This is a genomic window from Pseudomonas sp. KH_017, assembly GCF_057840285.1.
Window position 1 is genome coordinate 6,062,453 of the sequence record NZ_CM174509.1, and the last position, 26,296, is coordinate 6,088,748.

The following is a 26,296-nucleotide window of genomic DNA, read 5'->3' on the forward strand; positions in this document are numbered from 1 at the left end:
GTTGAGGGGTTGTGCAGATTCATTGACCGGGCGCGGTCTGCCGCCAGGCCTGGGAACGGCGCAGCAAACCGCGCGAGGCCCAGGCCAGCAGCAAGGACACGCCCGCCGAGGTAATCAGGATCAGGGTCGACATCGCTGCCGCACCGCCGACGTTGCCGGCGTCATCCATGTTCAGCACCGCCACCGCCGCGAGGATGGTGTCGGGGCTGTAGAGGAAGATCGCCGCCGAAACGGTGGTCATGGCCGAGACGAACAGGTAGCGCACGATGTCCAGCAGCGCCGGCAGGCAGATCGGCACGGTGACACGCAGGTAATGGCGGTACAGCGGCGCCTTGAGCGACAGCGCGGCGGCTTCGAACTCGGCATCGAGTTGACGCAGCGCGGTGGTGGCGGTCATTTGTGCGGTGGTCAAATAGTGCGCAATAGTGCAGACGATCAGCAGGGTCATGGTCCCGTACAGCACGTGCAGCGGGTTGCCGGTGAGGTTGAAGAAGAAGACGTAACCCAACCCCAGTACCAGGCCCGGCACCGCCATCGGTACGAAACTGAGCATGCGCAGCGTCAGATTCAAGCCGCGCTGGTCCTTGGTTTTTTCCATCAGGTAGGCGCCAGTGAAGATCAGAATGCTGCCGATCAACGCCGTGCCCAGGGCCATCTTCAGGCTGTTGCCGTAGGCCAGCCAGCCACCGCCGGCGGTTTCGTTGAACTGATAATGGTTAAGCGACAGCGACAGGTTGTACGGCCAGAACTTCACCAGGGACGAGAACACCGCCATGCCGAACACCAGCAGCAGCGCGGCGCAGATCAGCAGGACGATGGCCAGGTAGCAGCTGTCGCGCAGCTTCGAAGGCGCGGGTTTGAACACCTGGGCGCGACCGCTCATGGAGTCACCGTGACGACGACGCAACCAGGCATCGACCCCGAAACTGAACAGCGCTGGCAGCAACAGCACCATGCCGATCAACGCACCACGACCGAACTGTTGCTGGCCGACCACCGCCTTGTAGGCTTCCAGCGCCAACACCTGATAGTCGCCACCGACCACCACCGGCACACCGAAGTCAGTGATAGTCAGGGTGAACACCAGACAGAATGCAGCGAACACGGCCTGACGGGTCGCCGGCCAGGTGATGCTGCGGAAGGCTTTTGCAGGACTCGCGCCCATGCTGGAGGCCGCGTCGAACAGTCGTGCATCGGCCAGGGACAGGGCCGACAGAAGAATCATCAAGGCGTGCGGGAAGGTGTAGATGACTTCACCAAGCACAATGCCCCAGAAGCCGTAGATGTTGTCCGAGAGCAGGCCACGCAGCATGCCCTGGTTGCCGAACAGATAAACCAGCGCGATGCCGGGCAGCATCGATGGCGCCATCAATGGCAGCAGCGAAATGCCACGCCAGATGCCTTTGGCCGGAATCAAGGTGCGTTGCAGCGCGTAGGCAAACAGGTAAGCCAGCGGTACGACAATGGCCGCGACGCTGAGGGAAACCTTCAGGCTGTTACCGAGCAACCAATGGAAGTTTTCGCTGGTCACCAGTTCTTTCGCTGCGACCCAGCCACCACCCTGCCCGGCTTCGGCGCTGAAGCCGCGCCAGAAAATCGCCAGCAACGGCATCAATACGGCAACACCCAACAACACCAGCATGAGGACTTTGCCGCCGACCACGAACAACCGGTCACCGACCTCGGCGCGGGTGGTTTGTCGAACCTGCTTGTGCGGCAGCGGCAGCGCGATGTTCGCGCTCATCAGGCAAACACCTGCAGGCTGCGCGGCGGCAAGGCGACCATGATCTGCTGGGCGCCAAGGCGCGGCATGGCTTCCGGTGCCAGTTCGGCCAGCAGCGCATGGCCCGGCAATTGATCGAGTTCGAAGCTCATGCGGCAGCGGTTGCCGAGGAAGGTGATTTCACGAACCTTGGCCGGGAACAGGTTTTCCTCGTGCACCAGCGGGTTGACGTTGATCGCTTCCGGACGGCAGAACAAACGGCCGGACGCGGTCTTGGCGCCGCCATCGGCCAGACGCATGCTCATTCCACCGACCTGGGCGTGGCTGTCGCTGCTGCGCTGGAAGGGTAGCCAGTTACCCTGGCCGACGAACTCCGCCACGAATGGTGTGGCCGGGCGGTTGTAGATTTCCTGCGGTGTGGCGTATTGCTCGACCTTGCCATTGTTCATCACGGCGATGCGGTCGGCCATCAGCATGGCCTCGTCCTGATTGTGGGTGACCATCAGGGTGGTGATGCCGAGGTTGCGTTGCAGTTGGCGCAATTCGGTGCACAGATGCTCGCGCACCCGGGCATCGAGGGCCGACATCGGTTCGTCCAGCAACAACAGCGAAGGTGCCGGTGCCAGGGCGCGAGCCAGTGCCACACGTTGCTGTTGACCGCCGGACAACTGGCCCGGGTATTTTTTCTCGCTGCCGGTCAGGCCGACCAGTTCCAGCATCTGGCCGACACGACGGCGCACCTCGTCGCGACTGCTGCCGGCGAGGCCGTAGGCAATGTTCGCTTCGACGGTGAGATTGGGAAACAACGCGTAGGACTGGAACAGAATGCCGTAGTCCCGCGCCTGGGGCGCCAGGTGGGAAACGTCGCGATCACCCAGGTACAACTCGCCGCTGTCCTGCTTCTCCAGACCGGCGATGCAGCGCAGCAAGGTAGTTTTGCCACAGCCCGACGGCCCCAGCAGACACACCAGTTCACCGGCCGCTACGTCGAGGGAAACGTTATCCAGCGCCGTGAAGGCGCCAAAGCGTTTCTGTACGCCGCGCACTTTCATCGGTGCGCCGGGGTTGGTCAGGGCAGTTGCGATCGAGTTGTTCATGGACGGGCCTCATCTGGCAGATGGGGCCATCCTAGGGTTGTAATGAGTCCGTCATGTGGCAGTAAGGCAAAAACTGCCGATAGTGGTATTCGGGATTTTTGGTTAAGCCTTCAAGCCCTGTGTTGTTTGATCTGGCGCCTTCGCGAGCAAGCCCGCTCCCACAGTTGATCGCGGTCCCCTGTGGGAGCGGGCTTGCCCGCGAAGAGGCCAGAACAAGCACCACAAATCTCAGGCCGGAGCCATTTCCTGCGCCAACCCCAGAAACGCCGCCGGCAGTCGCGCGTTTTTACGCTCCTTGAGGCAATACAGGTATTCGGGAATCTGCGGCGCATTCTCGATGGTCAGCACCCGCAGTTGCGGATCATGGGGCACTTCCTGCCGGGCAATGATGCTGATGCCGATGTTGCGCAGCACCGCTTCGCGGATCGATTCGCGGCTGCCGATTTCCAGCAGCGGACCGAAACACACGCCGGCGCTGGCCAGCAACTCTTCGGTCAAACGACGGGTGGTCGAGCCCGGTTCGCGCATCAGCAGGGTGTGCCCGGCCAAGGCGCCGAGCGGCACGTGATCATGAACCGCCAGCGGATGATTGCGATGCACCGCCAGCACCAGCGGATCACTGCCGAGCACCCGGCGAACCAGTCGCGCGTCATCGAGCAACTGCGACGACGCCGCGACATCGACCCGGTAATCTTCCAGCGCTTCAAGCACCTGTTGGGAGTTGCCGATTTCCACCGACACCTCAACCTGCGGCAGGCGCTCGCGGAAGGTTTTCACCAGATCGAGGATGTAATACGGCGCCGTAGCGGCAATACGCAATGTGCCCTGGACCTGACCGCAGTTACGCAGGAAAAACTCGATGTCGGCTTCCTGCTGCATCAGCACCTTGACCATCGGCAGCAGCCGCGCGCCCTCCTCGCTGACGCTGAGACGCCGGCCGCCACGGTAGAACAGCTCGACCGAGTACTGACTTTCGAGGTTGCGGATCTGCGTCGTCACCGTCGGCTGGCTCAGGCCGAGCTTTTTGGCAGCCTGGGTAATGCTGCCCAGGCGGGCCACCATGTAAAACGCCTTCAGCTCCGCACTCAGCACAACCGTCCCTCATCCTTTACTTGCGCAGCAGGCGCAAACCGTTGAACACCACCAGCAGACTCACGCCCATGTCGGCGAACACTGCCATCCACATGGTAGCGACCCCGGCGAAGGTTACCCCAAGAAAGATCGCCTTGATGACCAAAGCCAGGGCGATGTTCTGTTTGAGGATGCTCGATGTCTGCCGCGACAGGCGAATGAATGCCGGGATTTTGCGCAGATCGTCGTCCATCAGGGCGACATCGGCGGTTTCGATAGCGGTATCGGTGCCTGCGGCGGCCATGGCGAAACCGATCTCGGAACGCGCCAGCGCCGGGGCGTCGTTGATGCCATCGCCGACCATGCCGACCCGATGCCCCTGGGCATAAAGAGCCTCGATGGCCTGCAATTTGTCGCCCGGCAACAGGTCGCCCTTGGCCTCGTCGATACCGACCTGCGCAGCAATGGCCTGGGCGGTGTGGACGTTATCGCCAGTGAGCATCAGGGTTTTGATGCCCAGGTCATGCAGCTGCAGGATGGCTTCGCGGCTGGACACTTTTACCGTATCGGCGACGGCGAACAGCGCCAATGGGCCAGACGAATCAAGCAGCAGCACCACCGACTTGCCCTGTTTTTCCAGGGCAAACAGCTTTTCTTCCAGCGCCGGCGAACACAGGCCCAGATCCTCTACCAGTCGATGGTTGCCCAAATGGTAGAGCTGGCCGTTGATCTCGCCGCGCACACCGCGCCCGCCCAGCGCTTCGAAGTTATCCACAATCAATGAGACGGTCTGGTTATCCACAGCCGCTTTGGCGATGGCCAGGGAAACCGGGTGATCCGAGCGCCCGGCCAGCGCGGCAGCAATGGCAGGTGCCGCGTCGTCGGCGGTCGGGGCCAGCGACAGGTAATCGGTCTGCACCGGCTTGCCGTGGGTGATGGTGCCGGTCTTGTCCAGGGCCAGATAGTCGAGCTTGTAACCGCCCTCCAGATAAACGCCGCCCTTGACCAATATGCCTTTGCGCGCCGCCGCCGCGAGGCCGCTGACGATGGTCACCGGCGTGGAAATCACCAGCGCACACGGGCAGGCCACCACCAGCAGCACCAGCGCCCGGTAGATCCAGTCGAACCACAACTCGCCCATGAACATTGGCGGGATCACCGCCACGGCCAAGGCCAGGATGAACACTGCCGGGGTGTAGATTTTCGAGAAGCTGTCGACGAAACGCTGGGTCGGCGCCCGCGCGCCCTGAGCCTGCTCGACGGCGTGGATGATGCGGGCCAGGGTCGAGTTATCCGCCGCGGCGGTCACCGCGTACTCCAGGGAACCGGCCTGATTGATGGTCCCGGCGAAGACTTTGTCGCCGAGGGTCTTTTCTACCGGCAAACTTTCACCGGTGATTGGCGCCTGGTCGATGGTCGAGCGACCGGACAGCACTTCACCGTCCAGGCCGATACGCTCACCGGGACGGACCCGTACCCGCGCGCCGAGCCCAATGCTTTTGACATCCTGCTCAAGCCAGCTCCCGTCAGCCTGCAACACCGTGGCCGTGTCCGGGGTCATCTGCATCAGGCCGCCGATGGCGTTACGCGCACGGTCTAGGGATTTGGCTTCGATCAACTCGGCCACGGTGAACAGGAACATCACCATCGCCGCTTCCGGCCACTGGCCGATCAGCACTGCGCCGGTCACGGCAATGCTCATCAGGGCATTGATGTTCAGGTTGCGGTTTTTAAGGGCGATCCAGCCTTTTTTGTAAGTGCCGAGGCCACCACTGAGGATCGAGACCAGCGCGATAACCGCCACCACCCAGTTCGGCGCGAAACCGGTGAAGTGGATAACTTCTGCCAGCAATGCACCAACACCGGACAGCGCCAAGGGCCACCACGGCTTTTTCCGAGGCGCCGGCGTCGGGGCTTCAGCACCCTGGTCCAGCGGTTCGGCCTGCATGCCCAAGGACTTGATGGCCTCGACGATCGGCTCGACTCCGGGAAAATCGTGGGTCACGCCGAGCACCCGATTAATCAGATTGAACTCCAGCTGCTGCACCCCGGTCAGTTTACTTAGCTTGTTTTGAATAAGTGTCTGCTCGGTCGGGCAGTCCATTGCCTCGATACGGAAACTACTCAGCCTAGCGCCAATCGTCGGCGATTCGCTCAGTTTTACCAGCGCAGGCGCTGCCGCTTTAGATGAGCAACAGGCGTCGCCATGATCGCCGTGGTCATGTTTTTGCACGGGTTTGAGCTTGTGGTTGTGCTCGTGTTCAGCCCCGGGTTTGCGGGAATGCAGGGAATCGCTCATTGGTTACGTCCATAGGAGTGCCTGTTGCCAAGTAAAGACCCTGTAGCCACTATAGGGTCAAGCACCCTTTCTGGAGTTTTGGAGATTGGCGTCATGAAAATTGGAGAATTGGCGAAACTCACGGACTGCGCCGTGGAAACGATCCGCTACTACGAGCGCGAGAACCTGCTGCCGGAACCGGCCCGCAGTGATGGCAATTATCGCGTCTACACCCAGGCCCACGCCGAGCGCCTGACCTTCATCCGCAACTGTCGCACCCTCGACATGACGCTCGAAGAAATCCGCAGCCTGCTGGCGTTTCGCGACAGTCCGCAGGATCAGTGCGAAAGCGTGAATGCGCTGATCGACGAGCACATCCACCATGTAAAGGCGCGGATCGACGGCTTGCTGGCCTTGCAGACGCAACTGCTCGACTTGCGCCAACGCTGCGACGAGGGGCCGGGGGTCGATCAATGCGGGATTTTGCAGCGGCTGGAAGTGAGCGGCGGGGTGGTGGCGACGGAGGTGGAGCATTCCCATGTCGGCCGTAGTCACGGCCACTAAGAACACCGCAAAACCAAATGTGGGAGCGGCGGTGCGACGATTCGACTTGCTCGCGAATACGGTTGTTCATTCAACATTGATGTCGACTGATCCACCGCTTTCGCGAGCAAGCCCGCTCCCACATTGGTTCGGTGTCGTGCTTCAGACCGCCATCGGCGCGGTCATCGGCGCGTGGTGTTCGTAGCCTTCCAGCGAGAAATCGCCCGGCTCCACCAGCTCCAGCCATTCCGGCTGGTAAAAGCCCGTCTTGGCAAACTCCGGCACACGGTCGGAAATCACCAGTTGCGGCATCGGGAACGGCTCGCGCTTGAGCTGTTCGTTGAGCATGTCCAGGTGGTTTTCGTAGACGTGCGCATCACCGATGAAATAGGTGAACCAGCGCGGAGTGTAGCCCGTCAGACGACCAATCAGGCTCAGCAACGCGGCGCCTTCGGTGAGGTTGAACGGCGTGCCCAGGCCCAGGTCGTTGGAGCGGATGTAGAGGGTCAGGGAAATCTCCCTGGTCTCGACATTCGGATGGAACTGGTACAGCAAGTGGCACGGCGGCAGGGCCATTTCATCGAGCTGGGCGCAGTTCCAGCCGTGGAACAGGATGCGGCGGCTGCCCGGGTCCTTGATGATGGTGTCGACGCACTGGCGAACCTGGTCGATGGCCTTGTACAGCACCACGTAGGCCTGACCGTCCTCCTCGCCTTCGGCAATCTGGCGATAGCCTTGCTTCAGGGTCTGCTCGATGGCAGCCGGGTTGCTGACCGGGATCTGCTTGTACGCCGGCCATTTGCGCCATTGCACGCCGTAGATTTCGCCGAGGTCGTCTTCGCCCTGGCGGAACGGGTTGGCCAGCCACTGGGCGTTTTCGTTGGCGTTCTGGTCCCAGACCTTGCAGCCCAATGCGCGGAATTCGGCAGCGTTGTTCACGCCACGCAGGAATCCGCACATTTCGCCGATGGCCGATTTGAACGCCATCTTGCGCGTGGTGATCGCCGGGAAACCTTCCTGCAGGTCATAACGCAGCATCGCACCGGGAAAGCTGATGGTGTTCACGCCGGTACGGTTGGCCTGTTTGGTGCCGTTCTTGATGACGTGGGCGACCAGTTCGAGATATTGCTTCATGAATTACCTGTGTCCTTGAACCCGCAACCATCGCTGCGGGGTTCGAATTTTATACGGCTGCCGCTGGAGTCGCCGGGGCGCGGTGATACGCCAGCCAGATCAGGAACAGCCCGCCGACGATCATCGGCACGCACAGCACCTGGCCCATGGTCAGCCAGTTCCAGGCCAGATAGCCCAGCTGGGCGTCCGGTACGCGGACGAACTCGACGATGAAACGGAAGATGCCATAGAACAGCGCGAACATCCCCGATACCGCCATGGTCGGCCGCGGCTTGCGCGAGAACAGCCAGAGGATCAGGAACAGTGCCACGCCTTCGAGGGCGAACTGGTACAGCTGCGACGGATGACGCGCCAGTTGCGCCGGATCGGTCGGAAATACCATCGCCCACGGCACATCGGTTGCCTTGCCCCACAACTCGGCGTTGATGAAGTTGCCGATGCGCCCGGCACCCAGGCCAATCGGCACCATCGGCGCAACGAAATCCATCAGCTGGAAGAACGACTTGTTGTTCTTCTTGCCGAACCACAACGCCGCCAGCATCACACCGATGAAACCGCCGTGGAACGACATGCCGCCCTTCCACACTTCGAAAATCAGCGTCGGGTTGGACAGGTAAGCGCCCAGGTCGTAGAACAGCACATAACCCAGACGTCCGCCGACGATCACCCCCATCGACATCCAGAACACCATGTCGGAGAGTTTCTCCTTGGTCCAGGTCGGGTCGAAGCGGTTCAAGCGGCGGGACGCCAGCAGCCAGGCGCCGCCGATGCCGATCAGGTACATCAGACCGTACCAGTGGATTTTCAGCGGACCGATGGCCAGGGCCACCGGGTCGATCTGCGGGTAAGGCAGCATTGCGACTCCTCGTTAGAGTTCAAATCTTAAAAATTCCCGGGCGACGCTGCCACCTCAGGATTAAGCCAGGATTGCGCTGCCCGTCAGAGCAGATGCTTCAGACTAGAAAGTTCAGACCGACGCAGAACAGCAAAGCGGCAAACAGCCGTTTCAGCAACTTCGGCGACAAATTGTGGGCCAGTCGCGCACCGAAGCGGGCGAAGACCATGCTGGTCAAGGCAATGCCCAGCAACGCCGGCAGATAAATGAAACCGAGACTATGGGCCGGGAGCAATGGATCGTGCCAGCCCAGAATCATGAAACTTAATGCACTGGCCAAAGCAATCGGCAGACCGCAGGCCGATGAAGTGGCCACGGCTTGCTGCATCGGCACACTGCGCCAGGTCAGGAATGGCACGGTCAACGAACCACCGCCAATGCCGAAAATCGCCGAAGCCCAGCCAATTACGCTGCCGGCCACGGTCAGACCGAGTTTGCCCGGCACGGTTCGGCTGGCCTTGGGTTTGACCTCCAGCGCCAGCTGAGCGGCGATCACCAAGGCGAATACACCAATGAGCTTCTGCAGGTTGGGGCCGGAAATCGCTTCGGCCGTCAGCGCGCCGAACCCGGCACCGACCAGAATGCCGACGGTCATCCACATGAAGATCGGCCAACGCACGGCGCCACGGCGGTGATGCTCACGTACCGCGTTGACCGAGGTAAAGATGATTGTCGCCAGGGAGGTGCCCACTGCCAGGTGCGTGAGGATCGACGGATCGAACCCCTGGGCCTTGAAGCTGAACACCAGCACCGGGACGATGATGATCCCGCCGCCCACGCCAAACAGCCCGGCGAGTACACCTGCACAGGCGCCGAGCGCCAGATAGAGCAGAAATTCCATGGTCGTCCCGCCCGTATCCCCAAAACCGGAGCGGCATGGTAACGGATGCATGGCCTCAAGCTCCACTGCGCAAGGCGATGGATCGATGAGCGATGTCTGCGTAGAGTGAGCAAAAAACACACAAGGACAGCCTGATGTGCCTGATTGTTTTTGCCTGGCGACCGGGTCATGCCCTGCCGCTGGTCGTGGCGGCCAATCGCGATGAATTCTACGCCCGCCCCAGCCTGCCGCTGGCGCCATGGCCCGAAGCGCCGCACGTGCATGCGGGGCGCGACCTCGAGGCCGGTGGCACCTGGCTCGGTGTCGGTGCCAACGGACGATTTGCGGCGTTGACCAACATCCGCGATCCCCATCGACCGCCAGGGCGCAAGTCTCGTGGGGAGCTGGTCGCGCGATTCCTGGAGGGCGACTGCTCGATTGACGACTATTTGGCCGACGTTGTCAGGCGTTCGCCTGAATATGGCGGTTTCAATCTGTTGGTTGGCAACAGGAACGAGCTCTGGCACTTCAATGCCCGGGAGACGGAAGCCGTGATGCTGCAACCGGGAGTCTACGGCGTGTCGAACGCCGGGCTGGATACGCCGTGGCCGAAGCTGCTCAAGGCCAAGGCTGCATTGAGCGAGGTGCTGGATGATCCGCTGCCTCAGGCGCTGTTGGCGTTATTGAGCGATGCGCAGACCGCGCCGTTTGCCGAGTTGCCGGACACCGGTGTCGGGCTGGCTACCGAAACATTGCTGTCGAGCGTGTTCATTGCCAGCCAGAGTTATGGAACGCGGGCGAGTACGGCGTTGATTGTGCAGGCGGATGGGGCGTTGCATATGGTCGAAAGGAGTTTCGGGCCGTATGGCGGGCATCTTGGGGAAGTGGAGATCAGGCTGTAGTTGTGTGTTGTCTGGACTGGCGCCATCGCGAGCAAGCTCGCTCCCACAAGGGATTTGCGTCGTACACAGATCCAGTGTGGGAGCGGGCTTGCCTGCGATGGGGCCGTCAGCGTTTTAGAGAGGCTTGATCGCTGCCGGATTGATCATCCGCGCCAACCCGAGGTTCTTCAGCGCCAGCTGCAACGAGCTGTGAATCACTTGCGGGTTGTCGATGGTCATTAGTTCCGCCAGTAATTCCTTGGCCTTGCTCAGGTTGATCTGGCGCAGCATCCACTTCACTTTCGGCAAGTTGGTGGCGTTCATCGACAGGCTGTCGAAACCCATCGCCATCAACAGCACCGCCGCCGCCGGATCACCGGCCATTTCACCACAGATACTCACCGGCTTGCCTTCGGCGTGGGCATCACGCACCACGTTCTGCAGCGCCTGAAGCACCGCCGGGTGCAGGTAATCGTAGAGGTCGGCCACCCGCGGGTTGTTGCGGTCCACGGCCAGCAGGTACTGGGTCAGGTCGTTGGAGCCGACCGACAGGAAGTCCACTTGCCGCGCCAGCTCCTTGGTCTGGTACACCGCCGCCGGAATCTCGATCATCACGCCAATCGGTGGCATCGGTACATCGCAGCCCTCGTCACGCACTTCACCCCAGGCACGGTGGATCAGGTGCAGGGCTTCCTCCAGCTCGTGGATGCCGGAAATCATCGGCAGCAGGATGCGCAGGTTGTTCAAGCCTTCACTGGCCTTGAGCATGGCGCGGGTCTGCACCAGGAAAATTTCCGGGTGATCAAGGGTGACGCGAATACCGCGCCAGCCGAGGAACGGGTTGTCTTCCTTGATCGGGAAGTACGACAGCGATTTGTCGCCGCCGATGTCCAGGGTTCGCATGGTCACCGGTTGCGGGTGGAACGCGGCCAGTTGTTCGCGGTAGATCGCCAGTTGTTCCTTTTCGCTCGGGAAGCGCTGGTTGATCATGAACGGCACTTCGGTGCGGTACAGGCCCACGCCTTCGGCACCACGCTTCTGCGCACGCGCCACATCCGCCAGCAGGCCGGTGTTGACCCACAGCGGCATGCGGTGGCCATCGACCGTCACGCACGGCAGATCGCGCAGCGCATCCAGCCCGAGGGCCAGTTGCTTCTCTTCCTCGACCACTTCGGCGAACTGCTTGCGCAGCACTTCACTCGGGTTGGTGTAGACCTCGCCGTGGTAACCGTCGACGATCATCTGGATGCCGTCGACCTTCGAGTACGGCAGGTCGACCAGGCCCATCACCGTCGGGATACCCATGGCGCGGGCGAGGATGGCGACGTGGGAGTTACCGGAACCGAGTACCGACACCAGGCCGGCCAGCTTGCCTTCCGGCACCTCGCCGAGCATCGCCGGCGTCAGCTCTTCGCTGACCAGAATGGTGTTGTCGGGGTAGACCAGGGTTTGCTGGCGTTCTTCCTGCAAGTAAGCCAGCAAGCGACGGCCAAGGTCCTTGACGTCGGATGCACGCTCACGCAGGTAAGCGTCGTCCATCAATTCGAAACGGTTGACGTGATCGGTGACCACCTGGCGCAACGCGCCCTGAGCCCACTGGCCGGTCTTGATCACGGTGGTGACTTCGCTGCCCAGCGCGGCATCGTCGAGCATCATCAGGTAGACGTCGAACAAGGCCCGCTCTTCCGGGCGCAACTGTGTGGCGAGCTTGGCGGACAAGGTGCGCATGTCGGCGCGTACGCCTTCGATGGCGGTCTTGAACAGCCCGAGTTCGGCGTCGATGTCGCTGATGGCCTTGTCCGGCACCACGTCCAGATCGGCCGGTGGCAGCATGACCACCGCCGTACCGACTGCCGCACCCGGCGAGCCCGGCACGCCGACGAACTTGGCTTCCTGGATACCTTTGCCCTGACGACCGAGGCCACGGATCGAGCCGGTGGCTTCGGCGTGGGCGATAACGCCGGCGAGCTGCGCGCTCATGGTCACGAGAAAGGCTTCTTCCCCTTCATCGAACTGGCGACGTTCTTTTTGCTGGATGACCAACACGCCGACGACGCGACGGTGGTGAATGATCGGCGCCCCAAGGAACGAAGCGAAACGCTCTTCACCGGTTTCGGCAAAGTAGCGGTAGCGCGGGTGGTCCGCGGCGTTTTCGAGGTTCAGGGGTTCTTCACGCGTGCCGACCAGACCCACCAGACCTTCGTTGGGGGCCATGCTGACCTTGCCGATCGAGCGCTTGTTCAAGCCCTCGGTGGCCATCAGCACGAACCGGTTGGTCTCCGGGTCAAGCAGGTAGACCGAGCAGACCTGGCTGCCCATGGCCTCTTTGACGCGCAACACAATAATCCCCAACGCCGCCTTGAGATCCTTGGCGGAGTTAACTTCCTGGACGATCTTGCGCAGCGTATTGAGCATGGCTCGGGGTCGAACTCCGTCGTCAGTCGCGCGCTAAAAGGCGCGGGGCAAGCTCTTTGAGAGCGCGTCGATACACCTCGCGCTTGAATGTCACCACCTGGCCCAACGGATACCAATAGCTGACCCAGCGCCAGCCATCGAATTCCGGTTTACCGGTCAAATCCATCCGCACCCGCTGCTCGTTGGAGATCAGGCGCAGGAGAAACCATTTCTGTTTCTGGCCGATGCACAGCGGTTGGCTGTGGGTACGTACCAGACGTTGCGGCAAACGATAGCGCAACCAGCCCCGGGTGCAGGCGAGAATTTCAACATCTTCGCGTTCAAGGCCCACTTCTTCGTTCAGCTCGCGGTACAAGGCGTCTTCCGGCGTCTCTTCGGGGTTGATTCCCCCCTGCGGAAACTGCCAGGCATCTTGATTGATTCGGCGAGCCCATAGCACCTGGCCGGCGTCATTCGTCAGAATGATCCCGACATTGGGGCGAAAACCATCGGGGTCGATCACGGCTACAACCTCGCAAACGCATGTCGTCGCATTGTTCCACAAAGGTTGTGAAGGCGGCAACGAAGGTTCCTACCTTATGTGCACTCTTGTGAAAAGACCGTATTCTTGTCGCCTTTTTACTGACTTTTCAGCGGGTAACTGCAATGCGCCTGGCTTTATTCGATTTGGACAACACCCTTCTGGGCGGTGACAGCGATCACGCCTGGGGCGATTACCTGTGCGAGCGCGGCTTTCTCGACGCCGTCGCCTACAAGGCACGCAACGATGAGTTCTACCAGGATTACCTGGCCGGCAAACTGGATAACGCTGCTTACCTGAACTTCTGCCTCGAAGTCCTCGGCCGCACCGAAATGGCCACGCTGGATCAATGGCACAGCGACTACATGCGCGACTGCATCGAACCGATCATGCTACCCAAGGCTATCGAGTTGCTGGCCAAGCACCGCGCGGCTGGCGACAAACTGGTGATCATCACCGCGACCAACCGCTTCGTCACCGGGCCGATTGCCGAGCGCCTGGGCGTCGAAACCCTGATCGCCACCGAATGCGAAATGCTCGACGGCCGCTACACCGGGCGCAGCACCGACGTGCCGTGCTTCCGCGAGGGCAAGGTGACGCGCTTGAATCGCTGGCTGGAGGAAACCGGGTTTACGCTGGAAGACAGCTACTTCTATAGCGACTCGATGAATGATTTTCCGTTGCTGGAGCAGGTGACCCATCCGGTGGCGGTCGATCCTGATCCGAACCTGCGGGCCGAGGCCGAGAAGCGGGGTTGGCCGGTAATCAGTCTGCGCGGCTGATATTGCTTTCGCGAGCAAGCCCGCTCCCACACTAGATATTCAGTGAACACAGATTTTGTGAACGACGCCGATCAAATGTGGGAGCGGGCTTGCTCGCGAAGAGGTCGACGCGGTCTCAAGCCTTAAACCGGCTTGGCCCCCATCAGCCCGGCAATGGCCACAAGACAGACAAAACTGAACAACGCCAAGGCAAAGGTGAATTTCCCCACGCCACCCGGCGTCTTGCGCAGTTTGTTCAGCCGCACCAGCAGCCAGAACCACGCCAGTGCCGCCACCGTGTAAAGCACGCTGGAGGCCAGCAACCAGGTCTGCCCCAGCGGCCAGCCCATCAGGTGCACCATCCACCAGCCGGTAAACGGCATGCTCAGCAGCGCCAGGCCCATCAGCAGCCAGATGAACACCCTTGGCCGCTGCAAGGTACGACTACCCGCCGTCGCATCACCCTTGCGCCGCGCAAGAAAAACCCAGACTCCCAGCCCCAGCGCACAAGCCAGCAGTACAACAGTTGCCACCATGTGCGCCGCTTTCAGGGCAGTTAACGTTTCCATTGTCAGATTTCCTTATTGCCTTGCCCGTCAGCGTAGCCGTTCAGCCAAGAAACAGCTGATAGGCCGGGTTGTCGCTTTCGTCCCAGTACGGGTAACCGATTTCTTCCAGCGCCGCCGGCACCAGGTGGCGCTCGTCGTGGGGCACTTGCAGGCCCGCGACGACCCGGCCATCCGCCGCGCCATGGTTGCGGTAGTGGAACATCGAGATATTCCAGCGCCCGCCAAGCTTGTTGAGGAAGTTGAACAGCGCCCCCGGACGTTCCGGGAATTCGAAACGCAGGATCACTTCATCGACCACATGCGCCGCACGCCCGCCCACCATGTGGCGGATGTGCAGCTTGGCCAACTCGTTGTCGGTCAGGTCCAGCACCGGGAAACCTTGCTCGCTCAGACTGGCGATCAACGCACTGCGCGGGTCGTTTTCCGGGTGGGTCTGCACGCCGACAAAGATGTGCGCTTCGCTGCCGGTGTTGTAGCGGTAGTTGAATTCGGTGATCTGGCGCTTGCCGATGGCCTCGCAGAACGCCTTGAAGCTGCCCGGTTTCTCGGGAATGGTCACGGCGATGATCGCTTCGCGGCCCTCGCCCAGCTCCGCACGCTCGGCGACGTGGCGCAGGCGATCGAAGTTGACGTTGGCCCCGGAGTCGATGGCCACGAAGGTCTGGCCGCTGACGCCGCGCTGCTCGACATACTTCTTGATCCCGGCCACGCCCAAGGCGCCGGCAGGTTCGGTGATCGAGCGGGTATCGTCGTAGATATCCTTGATGGCGGCACAGATTTCGTCGGTGCTGACGGTGATCACCTCATCGACATAGTCTTTGCAGATATCGAAGGTGTGCTGACCGATCTGGGCCACCGCCACGCCGTCGGCGAAGAGGCCCACAGTCGGCAGCACCACTCGCTCGCCGGCCGCCATCGCCGCTTGCAGGCAATTGGAGTCATCCGGCTCGACGCCGATGACCTTGATGTCCGGGCGCAGGTACTTCACGTACGCCGCGATGCCGGCGATCAGGCCGCCGCCGCCCACCGGGACGAAAATCGCATCCAGCGGCTGCGGGTGCTGGCGCAGAATCTCCATCGCCACGGTGCCCTGCCCGGCAATGGTGTGGGGATCGTCATACGGGTGAATGTAGACGTAGCCTTTTTCGTCGACCAGTTTCAGCGAGTAAGCCAGGGCTTCCGGGAACGAATCGCCATGCAGCACCACTTTGCCGCCACGGGAGCGCACGCCTTCGACCTTGATCTCCGGGGTGGTCTTGGGCATGACGATGGTCGCTTTCACGCCCAACACCTTTGCCGCCAGGGCCAGGCCCTGGGCATGGTTGCCCGCCGACGCGGTGACCACGCCGCGAGCGCGTTCTTCGTCGCTCAACTGGGTCAACTTGTTGTAGGCGCCGCGAATCTTGAACGAGAACACCGGCTGCAAGTCTTCGCGCTTGAGCCAAATGCTGTTGCCCAGCCGCTCGGAGAGCTGGCGGGCAGTCTGCAGCGGGGTTTCTACGGCAACGTCATAAACGCGCGAGGTGAGGATCTTTTTGACGTACTGTTCAAGCATCGGAAAGCATCACTGAGCGGGTTGGGCAGGACCAAGGAGTCTAACCCGGCTTTCAGCTGTACGACCACACGAATGCAGAGGTTTCAGCCCCGCTTAGGGCTATAATGCCGGCCTTTCGTCCCCTCCTCGGCACCCCGGAGCCCGCATGAACCAGGATCAACTCAAACAGGCAGTGGCTCAGGCCGCCGTCGACTTCATCCTTCCGAAACTCGACGACAAGAGCATCGTCGGGGTCGGCACCGGCTCCACCGCCAACTGTTTTATCGACGCGCTGGCCAAGCATAAGGGCGCATTCGATGGCGCCGTCGCCAGTTCCGAAGCCACCGCCGCGCGCCTCAAGGGCCACGGGATTCCGGTGTACGAACTGAACACCGTCAGCGACCTGGAGTTCTATATCGATGGCGCCGATGAAAGCGACGAGCACCTGAACCTGATCAAGGGCGGCGGCGCTGCCCTGACCCGCGAGAAGATTGTCGCGGCCGTGGCCAAGACCTTCATCTGCATCGCCGACGCGAGCAAACTGGTGCCGGTCCTCGGTACTTTCCCGTTGCCGGTGGAAGTGATCCCGATGGCCCGCAGCCACGTGGCCCGCGAACTGGTGAAGCTTGGCGGCGACCCGGTTTACCGCGAAGGCGTGCTGACCGACAACGGCAACATCATCCTCGACGTGTTCAACATGCAGATCACCAATCCGGTGGAACTGGAAACGCAGATCAATGCGATCGTCGGCGTGGTCACCAACGGTTTGTTCGCGGCGCGTCCGGCGGATCTGTTGTTGCTGGGTACCAGCGAAGGTGTGAAAACCCTGCGCGCCGAGTAACCAAGACCGCCCACATTTTTGTGAGCAGATGAAAAAACCTGTGGGAGCGGGCTTGCTCGCGAAAGCGGCCTGTCAGTTGATATCTCTGTCGACTGACACGACCCCTTCGCGAGCAAGCCCGCTCCCACAGTATTTTGTGGTGTTGGTTAGAGTTGCGTGGGTTTCTTGAACACGTAGAACAGGTTCGGCTCACTGACGAGGTACAGCGTACCGTCGTCGTCCACGGCGATCCCCTCCGCTTGCGGCACGGTTTTTTGCAGGCCATGGCGCCCCTTGCTCAATGACATTGTGCTCAGCGGCCGCCCATCCACATCCAGTTCCAGAATCAATCGCGACTCATCCGACAGCGCCAGCAAATGCCCGCTGCGCTCGTCGTATTGCAGGCTCGACAGATCCCGCACGAACATCCCGGCATCACGCTTGGGGTCGTTGATCACGTGCACCGAGTAGGATTCTTCAGGGTTGAAGCGCGGAAAACCGTGCACCTCGTAGATCAGCATCGGGTTGCGCTCCTTGGCGACGAACAGGCGCTTGCCCACCGAATCGTAAGCCAGACCCTCGAAGCCCTTGTTGCCGCCCATGTGTACGCCAATGGTCATCTGCTCGGCGTCTGCCGCATCGACGAAGGTGGTGTCCTGCTCCAGACGAATCTTGATCAGCCGCTGCTGGCTTTCGTCAGTGACCACGTAGATGTCCTCACTGATGAACTCCACCGCCTCCGGATCGCCGAAGCCAACCAGCGCCACACGACGCAGGATCCTGCCGTCGAGGGACAACTCGATCAGCTCGCTCCGTTTGTTGGTGACGGTGAACAGGCTTTTGCGCACCGGGTCGTAGGTCAGCGCCGAAACGTTGTCGGCCAGGCCATCGATCACCTGCGCTTCGGTCACGACCTGATACTGGTCCAACCCCATGGAGCGGGAACTCACCGGCTGCCACAGCGTATGCAGATTGAACCAGGTGCGCTCGAACAGACGCATGTACTGGGCGATCGCTATCAACGCGATCAGCAAGATCACCGACAGGATCAGAATCAGGGATTTGGGGCGGGCAAATCGACGCATTCGGGTGGGCTCGGGTCAGAACAGGCGGATGAAATATCACGCCCGTCTGAACTGAAGCTTAATGGCCGCTGGCCTTTTACGTACAGGCAATCAGCGCAGGCGTTGGTTACTTCTGTTTTTCGAAGCGATAAAACAGGTTCGGCTCACTCACCATGTACAGCGTGCCCACTTCATCCATTGTTACGCCTTCGGCACGGGGAATGGTATTTTTCAGGCCGTTGAAGCCACGCAGCAGAGTGATGAAACTGACCTGCTCACCCTTCTTGTCCAGTTCCAGCAACAGGTGCGAGTCGGCGGACAGCACCAGCATGTGGCCAGTCCGTGGATCGACGGCCAGGGCAGACAGGTTGCGCATGTCCAGTGCATGGCTGGCCAGCTTCAGCTTGTCGCCGGTCAGGACCTTGCCGTCACCTTTCCAGGCAAACAATGCCGGCGGGCGCTCTTCGCCCAGCAGCAGTTGCTGATTGCTCGAATCCCAGGTGACACCCTCGAACGCTTTGTTCTGGTCTTTGGAAGGCCCGAGGTCGTATTTCGGGAAGTCGGCCATATTCAATTCGCGGGTCTCGGCATCGACCTTGACGATAGCAATCAGATGCTCGCGCTCATCGACAATGGCCAGTCGGCCGTCACCCAGCACGGTGATGCCCTCAGGGTTGCTCCAGCCGACCAATGGCATTTTGCGCAGCACATCGCCCTGCAAGTTCAATTCGACCAGGAACGGGTTCTTGCCCATGACCGCAAACAGAGTCTTGGTCTGAGGGTCGTAGGCCAGGTCCGATGCTTCGTCCTTCTCCATGCCCGGCAACGGCTTGGCATCGATCACCGCCCGGTAGTCCGGGAGCCAGATACTGGCCTGACGCTCGGCCGGGCTTTTGAATTGCTCTTTCACCCAGAGCACGCCCCGCGAATCCCAGTGCATGGCAAATGCGACGCCGTAGGCAACAACGGCCACCAACAGCAGCCAGGTGTGCCAACGCAGGGCGAAGCGCGAGCGGCGGACAGGTTCAAGCGTGGAAAGCGGAGGAGTGGCCATCGGGGAATGCGTTCCAGAAATTCAGGCTAGGGGTAATAGCACAGTTTGGGGTCGGCTCAGAGGCCGAAGACCCTGAAATTTTATCCAGACTGGATGTGAAAAAAACGGGAAATGACAGGGTGGAACTGTGTGGAATCCGGACTTCAGCCCACCAAATACTTCTGTGGGAGCGGGCTTGCTCGCGAAGAGGGTGTGTCAGGCAACACTTATGTCGACTGACACGCCCTCTTCGCGAGCAAGCCCGCTCCCACAGGGTTTGGCGGTGTCTGGACTAGCGAACGCTGCTGGTGAAGCTGCTTACGCCCGGCAATTCCAGAACGATCTCGTCACCGACATTCAGCGGACCAACGCCCACTGGCGTGCCGGTGAGGATCACGTCCCCGGCCTGCAACGAGAAGCAGCCGGCCATGTGCTGGATCATCGGCACGATCGGGTTGAGCATCGCGCTGCTATTGCCATCCTGGCGCACTTCACCGTTGATGGTCAGGCGGATGCCGATGTCGGTCAGGTCGGCAAACGAGCTGCCGGACACGAACGGAGCAAGCACTGCCGCGCCGTCGAAGGACTTGGCGATTTCCCAGGGCAGGCCCTTGGATTTCAGCTCGGCCTGCTTGTCGCGCAGGGTCAGGTCCAGGGCTGGAGCGAAACCGGAGATGGCGTCGAGCACTTCTTCACGGCTCGGCTTGGTCGACAACGGCTTGCCGATCAACACCGCGATTTCCGCTTCGTAATGCACCGAACCGCGCTCGGTCGGAATGCTGAAACCGCCTTCCAGCGGCACCACGCAACTGCCCGGCTTGATGAACAGCAGTGGCTCGGTCGGCACCGGATTGTCCAGTTCCTTGGCGTGTTCGGCGTAGTTACGGCCGATGCACACCACTTTTCCCAGCGGGAAGTGAATGCGCGTACCGTCGACATACTGGTGCTGATAGCTCATTACCGACTCCTGCTTCGTTGGCTCTTAAAGTTCGAAAATCAAACAGCGAAAATCTTGCCCGGGTTCATGATGCCGTTCGGGTCGAACACCGCTTTGACCGCTTTCATGTACTCGATCTCGACCGGTGAACGGCTGTAGGTCAGGTAGTCACGTTTGGTCATGCCCACGCCGTGCTCGGCGGAGATCGAACCGTTGTACTTCTCGACGGTTTCGAACACCCACTTGTTGACGGTCGCGCACTTGGCGAAGAACTCATCCTTGCTCAGGTCATCCGGCTTGAGGATGTTCAAGTGCAGGTTGCCGTCGCCGATGTGGCCAAACCAGACAATTTCGAAGTCCGGATAGTGTTCGCCGACGATCGCGTCGATTTCCTTCAGGAATGCCGGGACTTTCGATACGGTGACCGAGATGTCGTTCTTGTACGGCGTCCAGTGGGAAATGGTTTCGGAGATGTATTCGCGCAGTTTCCACAGGTTCTGCAACTGGGTTTCGCTCTGGCTCATCACGCCGTCCAGCACCCAGCCCTGCTCGACGCAGTGCTCGAAGGTTTCCAGGGCATGGTTGGCTACTTCTTCGGTGGTCGCTTCGAACTCCAGCAGCGCGTAGAACGGGCAATCGGTTTCGAACGGCGCCGGTACATCGCCACGGGCCATGACTTTGGCCAGGGCTTTGTCGGAGAAGAATTCGAAGGCGGTCAGGTCAAGCTTGCTCTGGAAGGCGTGCAGCACTGGCATGATCGAGTCGAAATCGGCGGTGCCGAGAACCATCGCGGTGAGATTTTTCGGCGCGCGGTCCAGGCGCATGGTCGCTTCGACCACGAACCCCAAGGTGCCTTCGGCACCGATGAACAGCTGACGCATGTCATAGCCGGTGGCGTTCTTGATCAGGTCGCGGTTCAGTTCCAGCACGTCGCCCTTGCCGGTGACCACTTTCATGCCGGCGACCCAGTTACGGGTCATGCCGTAGCGAATCACCTTGATCCCGCCGGCATTGGTGCCGATATTGCCGCCAATCTGGCTCGAACCCGCCGAAGCGAAGTCCACCGGGTAGCACAGGCCCTTTTCTTGCGCGACGTTCTGCAGGTGCTCGGTGACCACGCCCGGCTGGCAAACGGCTGTGCGGTCAGTGAGGTTCACGTCGAGGATCTGGTTCATGTAGTCGAAGGACACCACGACTTCACCATTGGCCGCCACCGCTGCTGCGGAAAGACCGGTACGACCGCCGGACGGCACCAGCGCCACCTTGTGTTTGTTGGCCCACAGGACAATGGCCTGGACTTGCTCGGTGGTCTTGGGGAACACGATGGCGGTCGGGGCTGGGGCGAAATGCTTGGTCCAATCCTTTCCGTAAGCATTCAGGGAGTCGGCATCGGTCAGCACCTTGCCAGGCTCAACCAAGGTCTTCAGCTCTTCAATCAGGGCAGGATTGGTCATCGACAGAACTCTCGAACAATTCATGGTCATCCTGAGAACGCTTCACGTCGCAGGAATGAGTGTTTAGCGGGGTGCATATGCTAGCATAACGACCCCGCAGGATAGTGCCCAAGGGCTGTTCTGCGGTGACGGTTTAGTTGCCGTCCGGGTCAGCATCTGTTGACCATTTCCTGCCATTTTTCTCCGGGATACAGGTTTACGCAGATGAGCAAGACTTCTCTCGATAAGAGCAAGATCAAGTTCCTTCTTCTCGAAGGCGTCCACCAATCGGCTGTCGACGTCCTCAAGGCGGCGGGCTACACCAGCATCGAGAACCTCACTGGTTCTCTGCCGGAAGCCCAGCTCAAGGAAAAGATCGCTGATGCTCACTTCATCGGCATTCGCTCCCGCACTCAACTGACCGAAGAGATCTTCGATCACGCGAAGAAGCTCGTGGCTGTAGGGTGTTTCTGCATCGGCACCAACCAGGTCGACCTGGACGCCGCCCGCGAACGCGGCATCGCGGTGTTCAACGCGCCGTACTCCAACACCCGTTCCGTAGCGGAGCTGGTGCTGGCCGAAGCGATCCTGCTGCTGCGCGGCATCCCTGAGAAGAACGCTTCCTGCCACCGTGGCGGCTGGATCAAGAGCGCGGCCAACTCCTTCGAGATCCGCGGCAAGAAGCTGGGCATCGTCGGCTACGGCTCGATCGGTACTCAACTGTCGGTCCTGGCGGAAGGCCTGGGGATGCAGGTGTACTTCTACGACACCATCACCAAGCTGCCGCTGGGTAACGCCACTCAGGTAGGCAACCTGCACGAGCTGCTGGCGATGTCCGACATCGTTTCGCTGCACGTACCGGAAACCGCCGCCACCCAGTGGATGATGGGCGAGAAGGAAATCCGCGCCATCAAGAAAGGCGGCATCCTGATCAACGCCGCCCGCGGCACCGTGGTCGAACTGGACCACCTGGCGGACGCGATCAAGGACAAACACCTGATCGGCGCGGCCATCGACGTATTCCCGGTGGAGCCACGCTCCAACGACGAAGAGTTCGAAAGCCCGCTGCGTGGCCTGGACAACGTGATCCTGACCCCGCACATCGGTGGCTCCACCGCTGAAGCCCAGGCCAACATCGGTCTGGAAGTGGCGGAAAAGCTGGTCAAGTACAGCGACAACGGTACTTCGGTATCGTCCGTGAACTTCCCGGAAGTGGCCCTGCCGGCTCACCCTGGCAAGCACCGCCTGCTGCACATCCACGAAAACATTCCGGGCGTGCTCAGCGAGATCAACAAGGTCTTCGCCGAAAACGGCATCAACATCTCCGGTCAGTTCCTGCAGACCAACGAGAAAGTCGGCTACGTGGTGATCGACGTCGACGCCGAGTACTCGGACCTGGCGCAAGAGAAGCTGCAACACGTCAACGGCACCATCCGTAGCCGTGTGTTGTTCTGATCACGATCTGAGCAACAAAAAAAGGGAGCCTTCCGGCTCCCTTTTTCATTCACTCAACAACCTTACTTGACGTTGACGGTGATCTTCTCGGAAACGATCGGCGGATCGAACGGCATGTGGTTGCTATCGCCCAGTTCCAGCTGCAAGGTGTGTTCGCCCGGCGTGAGCGTTACTTCAGCCTGGGTCTGCGCGTTGCCGAAATGCTGGTGGTTGGCATCTTTTGGAATCGGCGCACCGGCGGCTGGCAGTTCGTCGACGTCGATCAGCAAGTGGTGATGACCGGTGTTCTTGGTGGTATTGCCCGCCGGTGCCAAGGCAATGTTCTCGACCGCGAACTTGACCACGACTGTCTGTGGAACCGTCGCGCCATCCTTGGGAGACACGATGGACACTTCGGCGCCTTTCGGAGCCGGCGTTGCACTGGCCAGCACCGAAACACCCATCAACAGGCCAGCCAAAGCAGCACGTGACATAAAGGTTTTCATTCTCTTCTCCAGTTTTTCCGTAAAATTCGCGTGACCATGACAACTTCACGGCCATTCGTTGTCGAAGGCACTCGACAACCATAGCAAAGCGAGCCTGAATCAGAGGGTCGCGATAATAAATTCAAAGGAGTGACCATGCGCTTTCTGCCTGGCCTGATCTGCCTGCTACCCCTTCTGAGCCCTTTGGCTCACGCCGAACTGATTGATGACATCAACGACCGGGGCGAATTGCGCATTGCCGTTGAAGCCAACACCCCCCCATTCAATTTCAAGGATGACGACAAACTCACCGGTTTCGAAGTCGAGCTGGGCCAACTGCTGGCAAGTGAACTCGATGTCCGGGCCGACTTTGTCGTCACCGACGGCAGCGATCTGCTGACCGGTGTCGAAAGCGGCAAATACGACATCGCCATCAACCACATAGCAGCGACCCCGGATCTCCAGGATCGTTTCGACTTTAGCGAACCCTACATTCAAACCAACGCGCAACTGACCGCGCAGAAAGAAGAGCCGCGCTCCATTCTGCTTGTGCAGTCGCTGACAGAAGAGAAGCCCAAAACCAACCCGGTCGTGAGCCTGGCTATTCCGTTTCAGAAGGGTAATCCGGCGTTCCATGCCAGCCTGGAGAACGCCTTGCAGCGGATCAAGGATGACGGGCGACTGCAAGCGCTGGAGCAGAAGTGGTTGGGGGCGGATTCGGGCGAAGTGCCGAAGCCTTGAAGATGATTGAGATCCATTGTGGGAGCGGGCTTGCTCGCGAAGACGGTGTGTCAGGCAAGATTAATATCGACTGACCCGGCGCATTCGCGAGCAAGCCCGCTCCCACAGGGGGGGTTGTGTTGGTCAGTCCTGCGCAGCCAATGCCTGAGCCGCTTCAGCCAGCTCCAGCTCACTGAACACCTGCACCCCATGGCGCTTGAGCAGCGCCGCCGTCACGCCCTCGCCACTGACCTTCACTCCGCTGAACGTCCCGTCATAGGTCAGCAGATTGCCGCAGGACGGGCTGTTGGCCTTGAGGACAGCGATGCGGATGCCGTGCTTTTGTACCAGCTCCAGTGCCTGATAAGCCCCCGACAGAAACTGCGCACTGACGTCCTCGCCCTCGGTGGTGATCACCAACGCCTGGCCATCGAGGACTTGCGCGCCCTGCCCGCCTGGAATTTCCGCCGCCGCCCGTGGCGTTGGCAAACCACCGGCGACCTCCGGGCACAACGGCACGACCCGCCCCTCATCAAGCCACTGCTGAAGCTGATCGAACGGCCCGCTGGCCCCACCGTCGTAACGAACCCGGTGGCCCAACAGGCAGCGGCTGACGAGAACTTTCCGCATGATCAGAACGGCTCGTTGCCGCGCCGGCGGAACCAGCCGGTCAGCGACAGGCGATCGCGGGTCGCGGGCAGGACTTCGTGAGGAACCTCTCCGGAGAGAAACACCACCAGGCAGCCGCCGATAGGTTGCACGTCGTGGACGCGATCATTGTCGAGGTACATGCGCAACTGGCCGCCGTGTTCGGGAAGCCAGGCGTCATTGAGGTAAACCACCGCCGAAACCATGCGCCGGTCGTCATCGCGAAAGCGGTCGACATGCTTCAGGTAGAACGCCCCGGGCGGGTACATCGCAAAATGGCTTTCGAAATCCTCCAGGCCGAGAAACAGACCGCGATTGATCGCCTCGCGCAGGCTGTCCATCAAACTCAGGTAGCTGTCGCAAGCCTCGGCCTGGCCGGGGTCGATCCACTGGATATGGTCGCCACGAATCCCTTCGCGGATCTCCGATGACGGCCCACGGCCTACGGCGGCCGGAGCCAGCTCACCTTCGGCAGCACGTTTGCGACACTCGCCCGCCAGCGCTCGGGTCAGATCCAGAGGCAGGAAAATATTCTGCTGCGACCAGCCGTGCTCAGCCAGGTCATCGACGATTCGTAACAGCAGCGGGTGATCAGAGGATATTTGCATGCCGCGCATAGTATTCCTGTGTCCGAAAATCCGACAGAGCCGCGCAGCGGGTTGATACGAATTCTCGACAAGCAGGGATGCCGCACGGAGAATAGTCGCCTGCTGACTGGAGTCCCTATGCGCCGTTTGCTTTTATCACTGCTGATGTTCTGCGTTTTGCCCGCCTGGGCAGACGGCCACGACCAGTTGTACAAGGTCGCCGGCTGGCCGGAACAACGCGCGCATTTCAACGACGCCCTCTCGGCCGCTCAGCAACGCTACCAGGGCAGCCTGCCTCCGGCGGTGTTTCAGACACTGGTCAATAACAGCAATCAGCGTTTTTCCGCCCGAGCAGTGGACCAGCGCGCCGAAGCGCAATTGCGCAAGAACCTCGCCGACCCCAAACCCGCGCTGACGTTTTTCCAGTCGCCCCTGGGCAAGAAAATCGTTGCCGCCGAGCTGCTGGCGACCCGACGCGACCAACTGGCGAAAAACGCCAAGGGCCTGCCGAAGATGCAGGCCAGCGACAGCCGCATGCTGATCATCGGCCACTTGGCACAAGCCCTGCCCGCACGCGAGGCCGGCGCGGAAGTCAGCCTGGCGATTGCTGGCGTCGCCGCCGATAGCTTGAGTTCGATGATCCCGGGGTTGCTCGGTGCCGGCCAGGCCCAGGGCATGCTCAACGGCCAGCGCCAGCGCCTGATGGACCAGATCGGCAGCGACCTGAACAACACGCTGCTGTATGTCTATCGCGACCTGTCGGACAACGAGCTGGAAGAGTTCGCGACCTTTGCCGAATCGGCGGAAGGCCAGGCTTATTATCAAGCGGCGTTGGCGGCAATTCGGGCGGGGTTAGCGGTGGGGCAGAGCAATTCGAACCTGACCCAGTGATCT

25 protein-coding genes are annotated in these 26,296 nt (G+C 60.9%); 7 read left to right on the forward strand and 18 right to left on the reverse strand.

Annotated features, from left to right (window positions below):
• Nucleotides 1-19 precede the first annotated feature (19 nt).
• The 4 genes from AC3IT6_RS27675 to AC3IT6_RS27690 all read right to left on the reverse strand — a co-directional run bounded on the left by AC3IT6_RS27675 (nucleotide 20) and on the right by AC3IT6_RS27690 (nucleotide 6,190).
• Entirely contained in the window at nucleotides 20-1,744 is a 1,725-nt protein-coding gene (locus AC3IT6_RS27675; protein ID WP_489353745.1) for a putative 2-aminoethylphosphonate ABC transporter permease subunit, read from the reverse strand.
• Nucleotides 1,744-2,820 (reverse strand): putative 2-aminoethylphosphonate ABC transporter ATP-binding protein, encoded by a 1,077-nt coding sequence (locus tag AC3IT6_RS27680; RefSeq protein ID WP_489353746.1) that lies wholly within the window; start codon nucleotides 2,818-2,820, stop codon nucleotides 1,744-1,746. The genes AC3IT6_RS27675 and AC3IT6_RS27680 overlap by 1 nt, the downstream gene beginning before the upstream one ends.
• Nucleotides 2,821-3,048: 228 nt before the next feature.
• Nucleotides 3,049-3,912 (reverse strand): LysR family transcriptional regulator, encoded by an 864-nt coding sequence (locus tag AC3IT6_RS27685; RefSeq protein ID WP_223445229.1) that lies wholly within the window; start codon nucleotides 3,910-3,912, stop codon nucleotides 3,049-3,051.
• Between the two features lie 16 nt (nucleotides 3,913-3,928).
• Nucleotides 3,929-6,190: a heavy metal translocating P-type ATPase gene (locus AC3IT6_RS27690; RefSeq protein ID WP_489353747.1), complete on the reverse strand. Its 2,262-nt coding sequence runs from the start codon at nucleotides 6,188-6,190 to the stop codon at nucleotides 3,929-3,931.
• Between the two features lie 93 nt (nucleotides 6,191-6,283).
• On the opposite strand from AC3IT6_RS27690, the gene cadR reads away from it, so the two are divergent.
• Nucleotides 6,284-6,733, forward strand: coding sequence for a Cd(II)/Pb(II)-responsive transcriptional regulator (gene cadR / locus AC3IT6_RS27695; RefSeq protein WP_150725011.1), 450 nt, complete (start codon nucleotides 6,284-6,286; stop codon nucleotides 6,731-6,733).
• A gap of 141 nt (nucleotides 6,734-6,874) precedes the next feature.
• Here cadR and AC3IT6_RS27700 read toward each other — a convergent pair whose 3' ends face one another.
• From AC3IT6_RS27700 to AC3IT6_RS27710, 3 genes are all read right to left on the reverse strand, one after another.
• On the reverse strand, nucleotides 6,875-7,846 hold the full coding sequence (locus AC3IT6_RS27700; protein ID WP_489353748.1) for a thymidylate synthase: 972 nt from the start codon (nucleotides 7,844-7,846) through the stop codon (nucleotides 6,875-6,877).
• A gap of 49 nt (nucleotides 7,847-7,895) precedes the next feature.
• Nucleotides 7,896-8,702, reverse strand: coding sequence for a prolipoprotein diacylglyceryl transferase (lgt, locus tag AC3IT6_RS27705; protein ID WP_489353749.1), 807 nt, complete (start codon nucleotides 8,700-8,702; stop codon nucleotides 7,896-7,898).
• Nucleotides 8,703-8,799: 97 nt separating this feature from the next.
• Nucleotides 8,800-9,582: a sulfite exporter TauE/SafE family protein gene (locus AC3IT6_RS27710; RefSeq protein WP_150725009.1), complete on the reverse strand. Its 783-nt coding sequence runs from the start codon at nucleotides 9,580-9,582 to the stop codon at nucleotides 8,800-8,802.
• A 134-nt stretch (nucleotides 9,583-9,716) separates the two neighbouring features.
• Here AC3IT6_RS27710 and AC3IT6_RS27715 point away from each other — a divergent pair, with 134 nt between their 5' ends.
• Complete coding sequence (locus tag AC3IT6_RS27715) at nucleotides 9,717-10,463, forward strand: NRDE family protein (RefSeq protein WP_489353750.1); 747 nt, start codon at nucleotides 9,717-9,719, stop codon at nucleotides 10,461-10,463.
• A gap of 114 nt (nucleotides 10,464-10,577) precedes the next feature.
• Here the strand turns inward: AC3IT6_RS27715 and ptsP are convergent, their stop codons facing one another.
• Nucleotides 10,578-12,857: a phosphoenolpyruvate--protein phosphotransferase gene (ptsP, locus tag AC3IT6_RS27720; RefSeq protein ID WP_489353751.1), complete on the reverse strand. Its 2,280-nt coding sequence runs from the start codon at nucleotides 12,855-12,857 to the stop codon at nucleotides 10,578-10,580.
• Between the two features lie 22 nt (nucleotides 12,858-12,879).
• Nucleotides 12,880-13,359, reverse strand: a complete 480-nt coding sequence (locus AC3IT6_RS27725) for an RNA pyrophosphohydrolase (RefSeq protein ID WP_003229203.1) — start codon at nucleotides 13,357-13,359, stop codon at nucleotides 12,880-12,882.
• A gap of 143 nt (nucleotides 13,360-13,502) precedes the next feature.
• On the opposite strand from AC3IT6_RS27725, the gene AC3IT6_RS27730 reads away from it, so the two are divergent.
• A complete protein-coding gene (locus AC3IT6_RS27730) occupies nucleotides 13,503-14,159 on the forward strand; it encodes a histidinol-phosphatase (RefSeq protein ID WP_223445194.1) in 657 nt (218 codons plus the stop codon).
• 122 nt (nucleotides 14,160-14,281) lie between these two features.
• Here the strand turns inward: AC3IT6_RS27730 and AC3IT6_RS27735 are convergent, their stop codons facing one another.
• Entirely contained in the window at nucleotides 14,282-14,707 is a 426-nt protein-coding gene (locus AC3IT6_RS27735; protein WP_150755057.1) for a DUF2269 domain-containing protein, read from the reverse strand.
• A gap of 40 nt (nucleotides 14,708-14,747) precedes the next feature.
• Nucleotides 14,748-16,262: a threonine ammonia-lyase, biosynthetic gene (gene ilvA / locus AC3IT6_RS27740; protein ID WP_223445192.1), complete on the reverse strand. Its 1,515-nt coding sequence runs from the start codon at nucleotides 16,260-16,262 to the stop codon at nucleotides 14,748-14,750.
• Nucleotides 16,263-16,407: 145 nt separating this feature from the next.
• On the opposite strand from ilvA, the gene rpiA reads away from it, so the two are divergent.
• Entirely contained in the window at nucleotides 16,408-17,082 is a 675-nt protein-coding gene (gene rpiA / locus AC3IT6_RS27745) for a ribose-5-phosphate isomerase RpiA (RefSeq protein WP_489353752.1), read from the forward strand.
• A 146-nt stretch (nucleotides 17,083-17,228) separates the two neighbouring features.
• Here the strand turns inward: rpiA and AC3IT6_RS27750 are convergent, their stop codons facing one another.
• The 4 genes from AC3IT6_RS27750 to AC3IT6_RS27765 all read right to left on the reverse strand — a co-directional run bounded on the left by AC3IT6_RS27750 (nucleotide 17,229) and on the right by AC3IT6_RS27765 (nucleotide 21,549).
• Nucleotides 17,229-18,146: an SdiA-regulated domain-containing protein gene (locus AC3IT6_RS27750; protein WP_489353753.1), complete on the reverse strand. Its 918-nt coding sequence runs from the start codon at nucleotides 18,144-18,146 to the stop codon at nucleotides 17,229-17,231.
• A 106-nt stretch (nucleotides 18,147-18,252) separates the two neighbouring features.
• Nucleotides 18,253-19,179 carry an SdiA-regulated domain-containing protein gene (locus AC3IT6_RS27755; protein WP_223445188.1) on the reverse strand — a complete coding sequence of 309 codons (927 nt, stop codon included), beginning with the start codon at nucleotides 19,177-19,179 and terminating at the stop codon, nucleotides 18,253-18,255.
• Between the two features lie 271 nt (nucleotides 19,180-19,450).
• Nucleotides 19,451-20,116, reverse strand: a complete 666-nt coding sequence (locus tag AC3IT6_RS27760) for a fumarylacetoacetate hydrolase family protein (protein ID WP_150755054.1) — start codon at nucleotides 20,114-20,116, stop codon at nucleotides 19,451-19,453.
• Between the two features lie 38 nt (nucleotides 20,117-20,154).
• The gene (locus tag AC3IT6_RS27765) at nucleotides 20,155-21,549 is read right to left on the reverse strand and encodes an FAD-binding oxidoreductase (RefSeq protein ID WP_489353754.1); all 1,395 of its coding nucleotides are present in this window, start codon (nucleotides 21,547-21,549) and stop codon (nucleotides 20,155-20,157) included.
• Nucleotides 21,550-21,753: 204 nt separating this feature from the next.
• Here AC3IT6_RS27765 and serA point away from each other — a divergent pair, with 204 nt between their 5' ends.
• The gene (gene serA / locus AC3IT6_RS27770; protein ID WP_489353755.1) at nucleotides 21,754-22,983 is read left to right on the forward strand and encodes a phosphoglycerate dehydrogenase; all 1,230 of its coding nucleotides are present in this window, start codon (nucleotides 21,754-21,756) and stop codon (nucleotides 22,981-22,983) included.
• A 62-nt stretch (nucleotides 22,984-23,045) separates the two neighbouring features.
• Here the strand turns inward: serA and AC3IT6_RS27775 are convergent, their stop codons facing one another.
• The gene (locus AC3IT6_RS27775; RefSeq protein ID WP_489353756.1) at nucleotides 23,046-23,468 is read right to left on the reverse strand and encodes a DUF4399 domain-containing protein; all 423 of its coding nucleotides are present in this window, start codon (nucleotides 23,466-23,468) and stop codon (nucleotides 23,046-23,048) included.
• A 135-nt stretch (nucleotides 23,469-23,603) separates the two neighbouring features.
• Between AC3IT6_RS27775 and AC3IT6_RS27780 the strand changes: the two genes are divergently transcribed.
• Nucleotides 23,604-24,188 carry a transporter substrate-binding domain-containing protein gene (locus tag AC3IT6_RS27780; RefSeq protein WP_489353757.1) on the forward strand — a complete coding sequence of 195 codons (585 nt, stop codon included), beginning with the start codon at nucleotides 23,604-23,606 and terminating at the stop codon, nucleotides 24,186-24,188.
• Nucleotides 24,189-24,311: 123 nt separating this feature from the next.
• Here AC3IT6_RS27780 and AC3IT6_RS27785 read toward each other — a convergent pair whose 3' ends face one another.
• Together AC3IT6_RS27785 and AC3IT6_RS27790 are read right to left on the reverse strand one after the other, a co-directional pair.
• Nucleotides 24,312-24,797: a 2-thiouracil desulfurase family protein gene (locus AC3IT6_RS27785; RefSeq protein ID WP_489353758.1), complete on the reverse strand. Its 486-nt coding sequence runs from the start codon at nucleotides 24,795-24,797 to the stop codon at nucleotides 24,312-24,314.
• Nucleotides 24,798-24,799: 2 nt separating this feature from the next.
• Nucleotides 24,800-25,432, reverse strand: a complete 633-nt coding sequence (locus AC3IT6_RS27790; RefSeq protein ID WP_150757513.1) for a 2OG-Fe(II) oxygenase — start codon at nucleotides 25,430-25,432, stop codon at nucleotides 24,800-24,802.
• A gap of 108 nt (nucleotides 25,433-25,540) precedes the next feature.
• Here AC3IT6_RS27790 and AC3IT6_RS27795 point away from each other — a divergent pair, with 108 nt between their 5' ends.
• Nucleotides 25,541-26,293, forward strand: a complete 753-nt coding sequence (locus tag AC3IT6_RS27795) for a DUF2059 domain-containing protein (protein WP_150757512.1) — start codon at nucleotides 25,541-25,543, stop codon at nucleotides 26,291-26,293.
• Nucleotides 26,294-26,296 lie beyond the last annotated feature (3 nt).